At 74.5% G+C, this 13,940-nt stretch carries 13 protein-coding genes and 1 other RNA gene; 8 read left to right on the plus strand and 6 right to left on the minus strand.

The features are described 5' to 3' along the window. Positions 1–6 precede the first annotated feature (6 nt). Positions 7–1,416, plus strand: coding sequence for a WS/DGAT/MGAT family O-acyltransferase (locus ABD324_RS08160; protein ID WP_344414106.1), 1,410 nt, complete (start codon positions 7–9; stop codon positions 1,414–1,416). A 62-nt stretch (positions 1,417–1,478) separates the two neighbouring features. On the opposite strand, the gene ABD324_RS08165 is transcribed toward ABD324_RS08160, so the two are convergent. After that, positions 1,479–1,937: a low molecular weight protein-tyrosine-phosphatase gene (locus tag ABD324_RS08165; RefSeq protein WP_344414108.1), complete on the minus strand. Its 459-nt coding sequence runs from the start codon at positions 1,935–1,937 to the stop codon at positions 1,479–1,481. 24 nt (positions 1,938–1,961) lie between these two features. On the opposite strand from ABD324_RS08165, the gene cobC reads away from it, so the two are divergent. Genes cobC through ABD324_RS08185 form a run of 4 tightly spaced genes read left to right on the plus strand, consistent with a single transcriptional unit; the run spans position 1,962 to position 5,629 of the window. Next, complete coding sequence (gene cobC / locus ABD324_RS08170) at positions 1,962–3,056, plus strand: Rv2231c family histidinol phosphate aminotransferase CobC (protein WP_344414110.1); 1,095 nt, start codon at positions 1,962–1,964, stop codon at positions 3,054–3,056. Beyond that, on the plus strand, positions 3,053–4,198 hold the full coding sequence (locus ABD324_RS08175) for a Nif3-like dinuclear metal center hexameric protein (RefSeq protein ID WP_344414112.1): 1,146 nt from the start codon (positions 3,053–3,055) through the stop codon (positions 4,196–4,198). The genes cobC and ABD324_RS08175 overlap by 4 nt, the downstream gene beginning before the upstream one ends. 19 nt (positions 4,199–4,217) lie before the next feature. After that, positions 4,218–4,955: a zinc ribbon domain-containing protein gene (locus tag ABD324_RS08180; protein ID WP_344414114.1), complete on the plus strand. Its 738-nt coding sequence runs from the start codon at positions 4,218–4,220 to the stop codon at positions 4,953–4,955. After that, the gene (locus tag ABD324_RS08185) at positions 4,952–5,629 is read left to right on the plus strand and encodes a histidine phosphatase family protein (protein ID WP_425565757.1); all 678 of its coding nucleotides are present in this window, start codon (positions 4,952–4,954) and stop codon (positions 5,627–5,629) included. Before ABD324_RS08180 ends, ABD324_RS08185 begins: the two co-directional genes overlap by 4 nt. A gap of 34 nt (positions 5,630–5,663) precedes the next feature. On the opposite strand, the gene ABD324_RS08190 is transcribed toward ABD324_RS08185, so the two are convergent. Further along, positions 5,664–6,884 carry an SLC13 family permease gene (locus tag ABD324_RS08190; RefSeq protein WP_344414116.1) on the minus strand — a complete coding sequence of 407 codons (1,221 nt, stop codon included), beginning with the start codon at positions 6,882–6,884 and terminating at the stop codon, positions 5,664–5,666. After that, positions 6,884–7,642 (minus strand): sulfite exporter TauE/SafE family protein, encoded by a 759-nt coding sequence (locus ABD324_RS08195; RefSeq protein ID WP_344414118.1) that lies wholly within the window; start codon positions 7,640–7,642, stop codon positions 6,884–6,886. Before ABD324_RS08195 ends, ABD324_RS08190 begins: the two co-directional genes overlap by 1 nt. A 62-nt stretch (positions 7,643–7,704) precedes the next feature. Between ABD324_RS08195 and rnpB the strand changes: the two genes are divergently transcribed. Beyond that, an RNA gene (gene rnpB / locus ABD324_RS08200) (RNase P RNA component class A) lies at positions 7,705–8,103 on the plus strand. A gap of 91 nt (positions 8,104–8,194) precedes the next feature. On the opposite strand, the gene ABD324_RS08205 is transcribed toward rnpB, so the two are convergent. Continuing rightward, entirely contained in the window at positions 8,195–8,740 is a 546-nt protein-coding gene (locus tag ABD324_RS08205) for a hypothetical protein (RefSeq protein ID WP_344414120.1), read from the minus strand. A 280-nt stretch (positions 8,741–9,020) separates the two neighbouring features. Here ABD324_RS08205 and ABD324_RS08210 point away from each other — a divergent pair, with 280 nt between their 5' ends. Together ABD324_RS08210 and ABD324_RS08215 are read left to right on the plus strand one after the other, a co-directional pair. Next, positions 9,021–9,821, plus strand: coding sequence for an IclR family transcriptional regulator (locus ABD324_RS08210; protein WP_344414122.1), 801 nt, complete (start codon positions 9,021–9,023; stop codon positions 9,819–9,821). 113 nt (positions 9,822–9,934) lie between these two features. Continuing rightward, positions 9,935–11,308 carry a FadR/GntR family transcriptional regulator gene (locus ABD324_RS08215; protein ID WP_344414124.1) on the plus strand — a complete coding sequence of 458 codons (1,374 nt, stop codon included), beginning with the start codon at positions 9,935–9,937 and terminating at the stop codon, positions 11,306–11,308. On the opposite strand, the gene ABD324_RS08220 is transcribed toward ABD324_RS08215, so the two are convergent. Both ABD324_RS08220 and ABD324_RS08225 read right to left on the minus strand, forming a co-directional pair. After that, entirely contained in the window at positions 11,247–12,737 is a 1,491-nt protein-coding gene (locus ABD324_RS08220; RefSeq protein WP_344414126.1) for an MFS transporter, read from the minus strand. The genes ABD324_RS08215 and ABD324_RS08220 overlap by 62 nt on opposite strands. 1 nt (position 12,738) lies before the next feature. Then, positions 12,739–13,728 carry an NAD(P)/FAD-dependent oxidoreductase gene (locus ABD324_RS08225; protein WP_344414128.1) on the minus strand — a complete coding sequence of 330 codons (990 nt, stop codon included), beginning with the start codon at positions 13,726–13,728 and terminating at the stop codon, positions 12,739–12,741. Positions 13,729–13,940: the final 212 nt, after the last annotated feature.

A 13,940-nucleotide genomic window follows, 5' to 3' on the forward strand; every position in this document is an offset into this window, starting at 1 on the left:
ACTCCGGTGCCCGAACGCCTCACCCCGCTCGACGCGTCGTTCCTGTTCATGGAGGAGCGGACCACGGCGATGACCGTCGGCGGGGTGATGACCTTCGAGCCGCCCGGCGGTGCGCCGTTCGACGTCGACGCCTTCGTGCGGCTGATCGGCGACCGGCTCTCGCTGGTGCCGCGCTACCGGCAGAAGGTGCGGCAGGTCCCGGGCCGGCTCGGCCTGCCGGTCTGGGTGGACGATCCCGAGTTCGACCTGAGCTTCCACGTCCGTCGCTCGGCCCTGCCGGAGCCGGGCACGGACGTGGCGCTGCGCGAGCTGGTCGGCAGGCTGCTCTCCCGCCAGCTCGACCGCTCCCGTCCACTGTGGGAGATCTACGTCGTCGAGGGGTTCGAGGGGCACCGGTTCGCCGTCGTCACCAAGACCCATCACGCGATGGTCGACGGGCTGGGGTCCATGGACATCGGTGCCGTGCTGCTCGATGCGACCCCGGCTCCGCGCCGGGTGGAGGCGGAGGACTGGCGGCCGGCCCGCGAACCGTCCGGTGTGGAGCTGGCGGCGCAGGCGGTGGTGGAGAACCTGCTGCGGCCCCGCGCGACGTTCGACACGATGGCGCGGGCGGCGCAGGACCTCCGGCAGGCCGCGGCCGGGGTGCAGCGCACGATCGGCGGTCTGGTCGAGGCCGTCCGCACGGCCACCAGCGGGGCTCCCGTCGGTGCTCTCAACGCGCCCATCGGTGAGCAGCGCCGCTTCGGCATGGCCAGGACGTCGCTGTTCGAGCACCGGGTGATCCGCCGCCGCTACGGCTCCGGGGGCGGTTCGGTGAACGACGTGGTGCTCGCCGTGGTCGCGGGGGCCCTGCGCCGCTGGCTGATCAGCCGCGGCGAGCCGATCCTGCCGGACACCGCGATCCGGGCGCTGGTGCCGGTCAGCCTGCGCGGGCGGGGCGGGGCGGCCGTGTCCGGGAACCACATCTCCGCCGTGTTCGTGGACCTCCCGGTCGGCCTGCCCGATCCGGTGGACCGGCTGCGGGTGATCGCCGCCCAGATGGAGGCGCGCAAGCGGCGCAGCGGTTCCGCGGGCACCTCCGCGGTCGTCGGCCTCGCCGGGGTGGTCACCCCGGCGGTGCACCAGATGGGCGCGCGGCTCTCGTCGCGGCTGTCGTCCCGGGTGTTCAACGTCGTCGTCACCCATGTCCCGGGCCCGCCGCGCCCGCTGTACGCGATGGGCGCCCGCATGCGGGACGTCTTCCCGGTCGTCCCCCTCGCCCATGGCCAGGCCGTCGCGATCGGCGTGACCTCCTACGACGGCACCGTCTGCTACGGCCTCAACGCCGACCGCGACGCCCTCCCGGATGTCGACACCCTCGCCGCCGCCATCGACGACTCCCTCGCCGAGCTGAAGGACGCTCCCGACCCTCTGTGAGGACTCCTCCGGACGGGTCGAAAGGTCCTCGCGACCCCCGCCGAGCTGCGGGGGAGGCGCGGTCACATCTCCTTGCGCACCCGTTCGACCAGGCCGGGCATCGCGGCCTCGATCATCCGCAGCACCTCGTCGAAACCGTCCGGGCCGCCGTAGTACGGGTCCGGCACCTCGGCGTCCGACGGCGCGGCCGGATCGAAGGAGCGCAGGAGCACCACCCGGTCCGGTTCGGGGACCGAGTCGCGCAGTGCCCGGCGGTGCCCGGCGTCGAGCGCGACCAGCAGGTCCGCGGACAGGATCCCGGAGTCCACCTGGCGGGCCACGTGGTCCGCGGCGTAGCCGTGGCGCACGAGTACCTCGGCCGAGCGCGGGTCCATCGGCTCGCCCGCGTGCCAGCCGCCGGTGCCGGCGCTGGTCACGGTCACGGAGTCGGCCAGCCCCTCGTCGGCCAGGGCGGCCCGGAACACCTGCTCCGCCATCGGCGAGCGGCAGATGTTGCCGGTACAGACGAAACTGACATGCACCCCGCCACCGTAGGGTGCCGGGGTATGGAGGGTGATCCGGACACAGCCGAGGAGAGCAGGAACACGTCGTCCGTTTCGTCCGGACCGGACACGCTCCGTCACCACGGCGACGTCGACGCGGAACCCGGCCTGGCGGACTTCGCGGTCAACGTGCAGGGCGACGCGCCACCCGCCTGGCTGCGGGCCCGGCTGGCCGCGACGCTCGACGACCTGGCCCGCTACCCGTCGGCCGACCACGACCGGCGGGCCCGCGACGCGGTCGCCCGACGGCACGGGCGCACGCCCGAGGAGGTCCTCGTGCTGGCGGGCAGCGCGGAGGGGTTCGCGCTGCTCCCGGCCCTGCAGCCCCGGCACGCGGTCGTGGTGCACCCCGGGTTCACCGAGCCCGAGGCCGCGCTGCGGGGCGCCGGGATCCCCGTCACCCACGTGCTGACCCGCGAGGAGGAGGGGCACCGCCTCGATCCGGCCGCCGTCCCTGCGGACGCGGACCTCGTCGTCGTCGGCAACCCGACGAACCCCACGGGCGTGCTGCACGACGGCCTGCGCGCGCTGGCCCGGCCCGGTCGCGTGCTGCTCGTCGACGAGGCGTTCGCCGACGCCGTGCCCGGCGAGCCCGGGTCGCTGGCGGGGGAGCGGCTGCCGGGGCTGCTCGTGTTCCGCTCGCTCACCAAGACCTGGGCGCTCGCCGGACTGCGCGCCGGGTACACCCTCGGCGATCCCGCGCTGCTCGCCCGGCTCGCCGCCCCGCGCCCGCACTGGCCCGTCGGCACCCTCGGCCTGGAGGCCGTCATCGCCTGCAGCGAGCCGCACGCCGTCGCCGAGGCGGCGGCGCTCGCGGAGCGCCTGGCGGCACATCGCGCCCACCTGGCCACCGCCCTCGCCGCGCTGCCCGGCGTCCGCGTGCAGCCCGGAGTCGCGCCCTACCTGCTGCTCGGCCTGCCCGCCGGCCAGGGGAACCGGATCCGGGAGACGGTGCGGCGCACCGGGATCGCGGTCCGTCGCTGCGACACCTTCCCCGGGCTGGGGCCCGACCACGTCCGGGTCGCGGTCCGCGCGCCGGAGCGCGCGGCCCACCTGGTGGAGGCGCTGCGGGGCGCGCTGGTAGGTGTACCGGTATGAGCACCACCCGCCTCGCCGAGGTGATCGCCGCCCTGGAGACCGCCTACCCGCCCGCCCTGGCCCAGGACTGGGACGCCGTCGGGCTGGTCTGCGGCGACCCGGCCGAGCCCGTCGGGCGGGTGCTGTTCGCCGTCGACGCCGTCGCCGAGACCGTCGACGAGGCCTTGGCCTCGGACGTACAGCTGCTGGTCACGCACCATCCGCTGCTGCTGCGCGGGGTGCACGGCGTGGGTGCGGACACCCCGAAGGGGGCACTGCTGCACCGGCTGATCCGTGGCGGAGTCGGGCTGTTCACCGCGCACACCAACGCGGACTCGGCCGATCCCGGTGTGTCCGACGCGCTCGCGGGCGCCCTCGGTCTGACGGTCGAGGCGCCGTTGCAGGCCGCCCCGGCGGACCCGCTGGACAAGATCGTCGCCTTCGTCCCCACCGGACCGTCGATCCGGGCCGTCCACGAGGCGCTCTCGGCGGCCGGTGCGGGGGAGATCGGCGACTACAGCCACTGCTCGTTCGCCACCGCCGGGACCGGTCAGTTCCTGCCGCACGACGGCGCGCACCCCGCGATCGGCGAGGTCGGGAAGCTGGAACGGGTGGCCGAGACCCGGCTCGAGATGGTGCTGCCGCGCCACCGCAGGCGGGCCGTCGTCGAGGCGCTGCGGGGCAGCCACCCCTACGAGGAGCCGGCGTTCGACGTGCTCGAGCTGGCGGAGCTCCCCTCGCACCGCGGGCTCGGCCGGATCGGACGGCTGGACGCCCCGGAGCCCTTGTCCGCCTTCACCGAACGTGTCGCCGCGGCGCTGCCCCGCACCGCCTGGGGGGTGCGCGCGGCCGGTGATCCCGAGCGTCCGGTCCAGCGGGTCGCGGTCTGCGGCGGGGCCGGGGACTCGGCACTGTCCGCCGCGGTCGCGGCCGGTGTGGACGCCTACGTCACCGCCGACCTGCGCCACCACCCGGCGGCCGAACACCTGCTGGCGGGCTCGCTGCCCGGCCGTCCGACCCCGGCGCTCGTCGACGTGGCGCACTGGGCGAGCGAATGGCCGTGGTGCGCCCAGGCGGCGGCCGTCGTGGACCGGGCGCTGGGGGGTAGCGTCGACACCCGCGTGTCGCGGATCAGGACCGACCCCTGGAGCATCGGCGCGTGAACCTCGAGGAGGAACCGACGTGAAGGCCGATCCCGCCGCCCAGAAGCGGCTCCTCGACCTCGCCGCCGTGGACGCCGAGCTCACCCGGCTGGCCCACCGCCGCCGGACCCTGCCCGAGCACGCCGAGCTCGACGCGGCGGAGACGGCGGTGCGCACGAGCAAGGACGCGCTGGTCGAGGCCGAGACGGCAGCGGGTGACCTGGACCGGGACATCCGCCGGATCGAGCGGGACGTCGAGGGCGTCGTCGCGCGCACCGAGAAGGACCGGGCGCTGCTCGCCGGCAGCGGGATCGGGGCCAAGCAGGCCACCGAGCTGCAGCACGAGCTGGACACCCTCGCCCGCCGCCAGGCGGTGCTGGAGGACGAGCAGCTCGAGATCATGGAGCAGCGCGAGGCGCTCGGGGGCAACCTCGACCACGCTCGCCGGCTGCTCGGCGAGGCCGAGGAGAAGCTCTCCGACGTGACCGTCCGCCGGGACACCGAGCTGGCCGACGTGGCGGCCGCGGAAGCCGGTCGGGGCCGGGACCGCGAGGCGATCCTGCCGGCCCTGCCCGCGGACCTGCTGGGCGCCTACGAGGCGCGGCGCAGCCAGGGCAAGACCGGTGCCGGGCTCCTGCGCGAGCGCCGTTGCGGCGCCTGCCGCCTCGAGCTGGACCGCACCTACCTGGCCCGGCTCAAGGGCACGGCGCCCGACGAGGTCGTGGAGTGCGAGGAGTGCGGCGCGATCCTGGTCCGGACCGCGGAGTCCGGCCTGTGAGCGCACCCTCGGGATCCGTGCCGTCGGGATCGGCGGCGTGGACCGGCCAGATCGGCAAGCCCACCCGCATGCTGCTGCTCCGCCACGGCCAGACCCCGCTCTCGGTCGAGAAGCGCTACTCGGGCCTCGGCGACCCGGCGCTCACCGAGCTCGGTGAGGCCCAGGCCGCCGGCGCCGCGCGGCGCCTCGCGGACACCCCGATCGACGCGATCCTCTGTTCCCCGCTGCGCCGCGCCCGCCAGACCGCGCAGGCCGTCTCCGACGTGACCGGCATCCCGGTCCAGGTGCGGGACGGCCTGATCGAGACGGACTTCGGCGAGTGGGAGGGCCTGACCTTCCTCGAGGCCCGGGAGCGTGATCCCGAGGTGTTCGCGAACTGGCTCGGGGCCACGGACGTCGCCCCGCCGGGCGGCGAGAGCTTCGACGCCGCCGGGCTCCGGGTCGGCGGCGAGCGGGCGAAGATCGTCGCCGACTTCCCGGGCAGCACGGTGCTCGTGGTCAGCCACGTGACCCCGATCAAGCTGATCCTGCAGGAAGCCCTGGCCGCCACCACCTCCCTGCTCTACCGGCTCCACCTGGACCTGGCGTCCCTGTGCATCGCGGACTTCTTCCCGGACGGCGGGGCGAGCGTCCGCCTGGTCAACGACACCTCGCACCTGCCCACCCCGGCGTGAGACCGACCTGCAGGGAGTGACGCTCGCCGGTGCGTCAGGCGACGAGCCAGAGCGCGACCGTCGACCCGGCCAGCGCGAGCGGGACGGTGACCAGGCCGAGGAGCGAGAAGGTCCTCAGATCCGGTGCATCGGGCAGGATCCGCCGCCACAGCAGCGTGGCGAGCGAGCCCACGTAGGTGAGGTTCGGCCCGATGTTCACCCCGAGCAGCAGCGCCAGCACGAAGGCCGGCGCGGGCGCCGGGCCCAGGGCGGCGAGCAGGACCAGGGCAGCCGGCAGGTTGTTGACGACGTTGGCCAGCATCGCCGCGATCCCCGCCACCGCGAGCAGCCCGAGGAGGGTGGGGGTCGCCGGCAGCAGCGAGGCGAGCCCGCGGGAGAGCCCGTGCGCGCTCACCGCGGCGACCACGACCCCCAGCGCCAGCACGAACACGCAGAACAGCGGCGACGTGCCCCGCACCAGCCCCGGCACGGTGATCTCGCGGTGGACCAGTGCCCGGGCCGCGAGGACCAGCGCTCCGGCCGCGGCGACCCACACGGGCTCGACCCCCAGCGGGGAGGAGGCCCCGAAGCCGATCAGGGTGAGCGCCAGGACGACCAGCGCGAACCGCGGGGCCGGCCCGGCGTCGTCGGCCGGTGGCGTGCCCTCGGTCCGCAGGTCGCCGCGGAAGAACCATCGCAGCACGCCGTACTCGACCGCCAGGGTGACGAGCCAGGGCAGGAGCATCAGCCCGGCGAACGCGAGGAACGAGAGCCCGGACGCCGAGAACACCAGCAGGTTCGTCAGGTTGGACACCGGGAGCAGCAGCGAGCCCGCGTTGGACAGGTGCACGCAGGCGTAGGCGTGCGGGCGCTCCGGCAGCCGCAGCCGGGCGGTCGTGGCGAGCACCACGGGGGTGAGCAGCACGACCGTCGCGTCCAGGCTCAGGACGACGGTCGTCGCCGTCGCCACCCCGAAGACCAGGCCGAACAGCCGCGTCGGCCGCCCGCGGGAGATCCCCGCCAGCCGCGCCCCGAGCCACCGGAACACGCCCTCGGCCTCGGCGAGCCGGCCCAGCAGCAGGATCGCGGCGAGGAACCCGACGGTCGGACCCAGCTCGCCGACCTCCGCCAGCGCCTCGTGCGCCGGCAGCAACCCCGCCAGGACGACGATCAGCGCCGCGGGCACCGCGGCCGCCGCCTCGGGGAGCCCGCGCGGGCGCAGCAGCGCCACCACGAGCACGGCCACCAGCAGCAGGGCCGAGACCGCGAGCGCCATCAGGTCACGAGCAGGTAGATGCCGACGCCCAGCCCGAGGACGACGACGCACCAGCGCAGCACGTTCTCGGGCAGCTTCCGAGCCACCCGCGCGCCCAGGTACCCCCCGACCAGCGTGGTCGGGGCCACGATCGCGACGGCCCGCCAGTCCACCGGTGCGTCGATCGAGAAGATCACGACGGTGACCGACGCCGCCGCCAGCGACAGCACGCCCTTGAGCGCGTTGAGCCGCACCAGCCGGTCGTTCGCGAGCAGGGAGAGCGTGGAGATCAGGATGACGCCGAGCGCGCCCCCGAAGTAGCCGCCGTAGACACCGGCGAGGAACACCGCGGGCAGGAGCACGGCCGTCCGGTCGGGAGCGCCCTGCTCCGGTGTCCCGATCCACCGTTTCAGCCGCGGCCCCAGCGCCATCAGGATGCTCGCGAGGATCACCAGGACCGGCACCACGGCGTCGAACACAGAGCCCGGCAGCACCAGCAGCAGGATGCAGCCGAGCACCGCACCGAGGCTCGCCGCGATCACCGTCAGCACGATCCGCCGCCGCTGCCCGGCCAGCTCGCGCCGGTTCCCGACGACGATCCCGACGTACCCGGGCCACTGCGCCACCGAGTTGGTGACGTTCGCCGCGAGCGGGTTCAGCCCGACCGTCAGCAGGGCGGGGAAGACCAGCAGCGAGCCCCCGCCCGCCACGGCGTTGACCGCCCCCGCGACCAGCCCGGCCACGAGCAGGAAGACGATCTGGCCGGTCGAGGCGTGCACCGCGGAACCGTACCCCGCGCCGCCGGCCCCCGCGGACCTGCGCGCTACGATCACGCCGCGGACGAGCAGGTCGGGCGACCGCGTCGGCGGGAGACCGCCGCCGAGGAAAGTCCGGACTCCACAGGGCAGGGTGGTTGCTAACGGCAACCCGGGGTGACCCGCGGGACAGTGCCACAGAGAAGAGACCGCCTCCGGCGCGAGCCGGCGGTAAGGGTGAAACGGTGGTGTAAGAGACCACCAGCACCCCGGGTGACCGGGGTGGCTCGGTAAACCCCACCCGGAGCAAGGCCAAGAGGTTCCTCCCCCGGGAGGAGCTGCGCAGACGTTCGAGGGCGGCCCGCCCGAGTCTGCGGGTAGGCCGCTCGAGCCTGCCGGCGACGGCAGGCCTAGATGGATGGTCGCCGATCCGATGCCCGCAAGGGCTCGGTGAACAGGATCCGGCTCACAGACCTGCTCGTCCGCTCCACACCTCTGACCTGCGACGATGACTGCCAAGATCGTCGGTAGGGCGCACACAGGGCACATCGTTCCCCTCTGCGGCACTCCGCAAGATCAAGTTCCTGGTCCTCCAGCTAGCGGTCGGGCCTGCCGAGCACGGAGTCGATCGCGTCGCGTGTCCGGTGGTCGGAGCCCGGTCGGAGTGGCCGGGCGGCTGGCGGACACCGTCCAGGCGTCGACCCGGCGCACGTACTCGTCGTAGCTGCTCGCGGCGGCTGCGACGATCCCGCCGACCTTCTCGGGCTCGGAGTCCAGACAGAGCTGCACCAGAAGGTGGTGTGGCCCCTCCTTCGGGGTCAGGGCCGCCGCCAGGTCCGCGTCGATCAGTCCGGCCCCGGCTGCTGCGTGGAAGGACTGCTCGAGCGTCCGGGGAACCTCGCCGGTCCGTGCTTCGCAGACGGTGGTGTTGACCGCGAGAGCGAGCTCGGCCAGGAGCGCGAGTAACCGCTCCACGGCGAGCCCCGTCGCCGACTCCTCCAGGCGAGCCGGGTCGACCGCCCCGAGATCGCCGAGCTGTCGGACCGCCCGGCGCATCGTCAGGAGCCGGTGGTCGACCGAGACCGGGTTCGGGTCGGCGGCAGGCGGGATGGCATCGGTCATGGGCGGAAGGTACGAGCGTCGACGTCCGCGCCGTCGCGTCCGATCCGCCAGGCGGAACGGAGGTGCTCGATCGCAGGCCTTGACACGAGGCCAGGTGTGATGCGGATAATAGAGTCCTGATTCGAGGGGTGGACGGAGACCGACGTCGGCGAGATGAGACGTCGAGGCGATAAAAGAGCCCTGAATGGAGGTGGCAGCGTTGTCATCGAACTCTGCTCGTGGTGGGTCGCTGCTGTCGGACGGTCCCGCCCCCGATGACGGCTGCGGCTGTCTCGTCTCGATGCCCGGCCACCCGTGCGGCGCAGGGGAACAGCCGGCGAACCGGCAGGTCCCGGAGCGCACCGTCCTCGGCCGGGTCGCCACCGTCCTGGAGGCCTTCAGCGACGGGCAGCGGGTGCTGAGCCTCGGCGACCTGAACGAGCGCACGGGGCTGCCGAAGTCGACGCTGCACCGCCTTGCCGAGCAGCTGTGCGGGGTCGGCTGGATCGAGCGCGACGCCGGCGGCTACCGCGTCGGGATGCGGATGTTCGAACTGGGCAGCCTCGCCGCGGCGGGCAACCAGCTCCACGACGCGGCGTTCCCGCACCTCCAGGCACTCGCGTCGAGGACGGGGATGTCCGTGCAGCTCGGGGTCCTCGACGGAGCCGACGTGGTGTACCTCGAGCGGATCATGGTCGGCTCATTGCGCCTGCCGACCCGGCGCGGTGGCCGCAGGCCTGCCTACTGCACCGCCTTGGGCAAGGCGATGGCGGCGTTCGACGAGGAGTCCGCCAGCGCGATGATCGCGGCGGAGATGCCGCGCAAGACCGCGACCACGATCGTCGACCCGGCGGCGATGAGGTCTGAGCTCGTGCGCGTCCGGGAGGGCGGCGTGGCGTTCGACCGCGGCGAGGCCTACCGGGACATCGTCTGCGTCGCCGCCCCCATCCGCAGCTCCGGGGGCGCGATCGGCGCGGTGTCGGTCACCGTGCCGGCGGGGCGGATGCGGTGGGCGATGGCGACGGAGGCGGTGCGCACCACCGCATCCGCGATCTGGAACGCCAACTTCAGCCTCGGCGTCCGGGCGGCGTCCAGCCACTGACGTGGGGCGGCCGATGTCCGGCCGCTGTTGTCCGGCGTACCGTGACTGCGCCGGGCGTACCGTGGCTGCGCCGGGTGGGAGCGGTTGTCCGAGATCGAGGAGCGACGGGTCCGATGTCGATAGCCGAGGACGCGCATCGGCTGTCGGCGGGGCCGGACAAGCGCGCGGCGCAGATCGCTGTCGCGCTCGAGGACGAGATCATCGGGCGGGGCTGGCCGGTGGGCGAGCTCCTCGGGCGGGAGAACGAGCTGCGTGAGCGGTTCGGAGTGTCGCAGTCCGTTCTGCGACAGGCGATCCGGCTCCTCGAGCACCACAAGGTCGCGGGGATGCGCCGTGGGCGTGGTGGCGGGCTGGTGGTGTCCGCCCCGGACGCCTCCCCGGCGACTCGGGCGCTGGTGATCTACCTGGAGTACGTCGGGACCAGCGTCGAGGACCTGCTCCGCGCCAGACGGCTGCTCGAACCGCTTGCGGCTCGGCTGGCCGCGGAGTCCGTCACCGAGGCGGGCGTCGACCGGCTGCGCGGCATTGTCGGGAGTGAGCTGTCGAGACCGGACCGCTCCGCCGAGGACGAGTTCCACGTGACCCTGGGCCAGTTGTCCGGCAACGTCGTCCTCCAGCTGTTCCTCGAGGTCCTCACCTGGCTGTCCGGCAGCTACGCCCGCACCGCGCGCCGTCCGACGGAGGCCTCGCTGCACGCCGCGACGGAGGTTTCCGCGGCGCGCCACGCCGAGATCGTGGACGCGGTGATCGCCGGGGACGGCGTGGCGGCGGAGGTCCGTGTGGGCACGCACCTCGACGAGATCGAGGCGTGGCTGCTGGCCCACCGGGTCCAGCGCCCGGCCCGTGGCACGCGGACCCGCCCTGTCGACCCGAACCCGGACGGCGGACCGGGGGGCAAGCGCGGGGAGGTGCTGGCGGGACGCATCCACGACGACATCGCAGCGGAGGGCCGGCAGGTCGGCGAGGTCATCGGGCTGGAACAGGACCTCCTGACGCGCTACCGGGTGAGCCGGGCCGTGCTGCGCGAGGCCGTCCGGATCCTCGAGCACCACAGCGTCGCCCGGATGCGGCGGGGACCGGGGGGCGGGCTCGTCATCGTCGCGCCGGACCCGGCGGCCAGCATCCACACGATGGCCCTCTACCTGGACTACAAGGGCACGGGCCCGGAGCAGCTGCGGTCGGTCCGGGACGCGATCGAGCTGGGCTGCATCCAGACGCTCGGCGCCGCCGCGGCGCCGCCCGAGGCCGCCGCGGCCCCGGGCGACGCCTTCCACCTCGAGATCGCCCGGCTGGCCGGCAACCCTGTGCTCCTGCTCTTCCTCCGCGTCGTCCTCGAGCTCGGCGCTCGCCACGGCCGCCGTGGGCCCACCCGGTGCGCGGGCCACGCGGTCGGGGAGGCGCACGAGGCGATCCTCGACGCGATCGTCAGCGGCGACGAGGGCCTCGCGCAGCTGCGGATGCGCCGCCACCTGCAGGCACTGGTCTGAGCACGAGGTCCGGCACCGTCCCGCCGGGTTCCGGCTGCCGGGTCGCGCGCAGCACCACCGCGATCGCCCCGGCCACCGCGGCGCTCCCCGCGGCGATCGCGAACACCGTGGAGAGCCCGCTGAAGGACGGGAGCCACGCCGCACCGACGAGGTGCAGCCCGGTCGCCGTCAGGGCCGTCGTCGCGGCGCTGGAGCTGAAGGTCCCGACCGAGCGCAGCAGGGTGTTGAGCCCGTTCGCCGAGGAGGTCTCGGTGACCGGCACGGCCCGGATGATCAGTGTCGGCATCGCCGCGAACGTCAGCGACGTGCCCGCCGCGACGAGGACCGAGCCGCCGACGATCTGCCAGAGCGCGTGGCTGAACGCGATCCGCGCGACGTAGGCGCCGGCCATCACGGCGGCGCCCGCGAGAAGGGTGGCCTCGGCGCCGATCCGGCGGATGAGCCCTGCCGCCACCGGCGCCATGATCCCGAACATCAGCGAGCTCGGCGCCAGCCACAGTCCGGCCTCCGCGGTGCCGAGGCCGAGCCCGAACCCGGTGGCGGGCGGCAGCTGGAGCAGCTGCGTGGTCACGAGCATGTTGGCGTACATGGCGAACCCGAGCAGCACGGACGCGAGGTTCACCAGCAGGACGGGCCGGCGGCGGGCGACACGGAGGTTCACCAGAGGGCTGCGCGACCGCAGTTCCAGCGGGACGAAGGCGAGCAGCGCCAGGACCCCGCCGACCGCGCAGCCGACCGTCGCGGGGCTCGTCCAGCCCCACGCGCCGCCCTTCGTCAGGGCCAGGAGGAGCGCGGTCAGCCCGGCGGAGAGCAGCAGGGCGCCCGGGAGGTCGAACGCGCTGCGGGTGACCGAGGCGGGCGGGTTCAGCACCGCCGGGACCGCGACCAGCATGAGGGCCCCGGCGCCGCCGGTGACCCAGAAGACGGCGTGCCAGTCCAGATGGGACACGACGAACCCCGACAGCGGGAGCCCGGCCCCCGCGCCGACGGCCAGGGTCGCGCTCATCAGCGCGACGCCGAGCGGCACCCGTTCCGGCGGCAGCTCGTCGCGCATGGCCGCGATGCCGACCGGGATGACCGCGAGGCCTGCCCCCTGCAGGGCGCGGGCGACGATCCCGAGCACGAGGGTGTCCGCGAAGGCCCCGATCACCGAGCCCGCCACCATGATCGCGAGGCTGGTGGTCATCAGGAGCCGTTTGCCGTGCACGTCGGCCAGCCGGCTGACGATCGGCGTCGCGACGGCGCCCGCGAGCAGTGCCGCCGTGACCATCCAGGACGCGTCGTCCGGGGTGGTGTGCAGCAGCCGCGGCAGGTCGCCGAGCAGTGGCACCATCGCCGTCTGCTGCATCGCGACGACGGTGCCGCAGAGGGCGAGGACGGTCAGGACGAGGCCCGGCCGCCGCCGGGTCCGGGTACCGGGCCGCCCCACCTCAGGTGGCGTCGGTCGAGTGACCGGGGAACAGCGGCAGGTCCGGGTCGAGGACCACGGCGGCGTTGTTGACCGCCGTCGCGACCTCGCCGAACCCGACGGACATCAGGCGGACCTTCCCGGGGTAGCCGGTGACGTCGCCCGCCGCGTAGATCCGGTCCACGGTGGTCCGCATCCGGGTGTCGACGACGACGGCCCGCCGCTCGAGCGCGATGCCCCACTCCAGCAGCGGCCCGAGGTTGCTGACGAACCCCAGCGCCGCCACCACCGCGTCCGTCTTGAGCACGCGGACCTCGTCCTCGCCGTCGACCCGCACGTGCGTCTCGCGCAGCGCGTCGTCGCCGACCATGGCGACCACCTGCGCGTCCGTCACGATCTGGACCCCGCACTCCTGGACCTCGCGGACGCTCGCCGCGTGCGCCCGGAACGTCGCGCGGCGGTGCACGAGGGTCACGGACCGGGCGATCCGGTGCAGCGCCAGCGCCCAGTCGACGGCGCTGTCGCCCCCGCCCACGACCACGACGTCCCGGTCGGTGTGCTCGCCCGGGTCCGGCACGAAGTAGCTCAGGCCGCGGCCGAGGAACTCCTCGCCCGCGGGGAGGGTGCGGGGCGTGAAGGTGCCGATCCCCGCGGTCAGGACCACGGCGCCGGCGTCGACCACCGTGCCGTCGGACAGGGTGATCTGCGGCCGCCCCGCGCCGGAGTGGGCGAGCCCGACGGCCTGGCGGCCGAGCAGGTACCGCGGTGCGAACACGTCCGCCTGGGCCTTCAGGGCAGCGACGACCTCGCGGCCCCGCGCCCCGGGGACGGCGGCGATGTCCCGGATCTCCTTCTCCGGGTACAGCGCGGTGATCTGGCCGCCGCACTCCGGCAGCGCGTCGACGACCGCGGTGCGCAGGCCGCGGAACCCCGCGCAGTAGGCGCCGTAGAGCCCGGTCGGGCCGGCGCCGACGATGAGGATGTCGGTCTCGACGGGGGGTGTCTCGGCCACGGGCCGGCCTCCTGGGATCGGTGGGGGAGTGCGCCTGCCCGCGCGGGGCGAGCGCACCCCGAGGTCAGACGGTCGGGGTGTCGACCGCCGGCGTGGGTTCTCCGTCCACACGGGACGCGGCGGCCGGTCGCGGCCCGGCGCCGAGCTCGTCGATCTCCTCCTCCGGGCGCTCGCGCAGCACCCGTCACCCCGATGACGAGCGCGACGAGCGC

Source organism: Pseudonocardia ailaonensis (genome assembly GCF_039531635.1).
GTDB classification, from domain to species: Bacteria; Actinomycetota; Actinomycetes; order Mycobacteriales; family Pseudonocardiaceae; genus Pseudonocardia; species Pseudonocardia ailaonensis.

Excerpts from the sequence above, each read along its gene's own strand:
- ABD324_RS08210 (WP_344414122.1), top strand. The coding sequence starts at position 9,021 with ATGCCCGGCCACCCGTGCGGCGCAGGGGAACAGCCGGCGAACCGGCAG.
- ABD324_RS08205 (WP_344414120.1), bottom strand. The coding sequence starts at position 8,740 with ATGACCGATGCCATCCCGCCTGCCGCCGACCCGAACCCGGTCTCGGTC.
- ABD324_RS08190 (WP_344414116.1), bottom strand. The coding sequence starts at position 6,884 with ATGGCGCTCGCGGTCTCGGCCCTGCTGCTGGTGGCCGTGCTCGTGGTG.
- ABD324_RS08175 (WP_344414112.1), top strand. The coding sequence starts at position 3,053 with ATGAGCACCACCCGCCTCGCCGAGGTGATCGCCGCCCTGGAGACCGCC.
- ABD324_RS08215 (WP_344414124.1), top strand. The coding sequence starts at position 9,935 with ATGTCGATAGCCGAGGACGCGCATCGGCTGTCGGCGGGGCCGGACAAG.
- cobC (WP_344414110.1), top strand. The coding sequence starts at position 1,962 with ATGGAGGGTGATCCGGACACAGCCGAGGAGAGCAGGAACACGTCGTCC.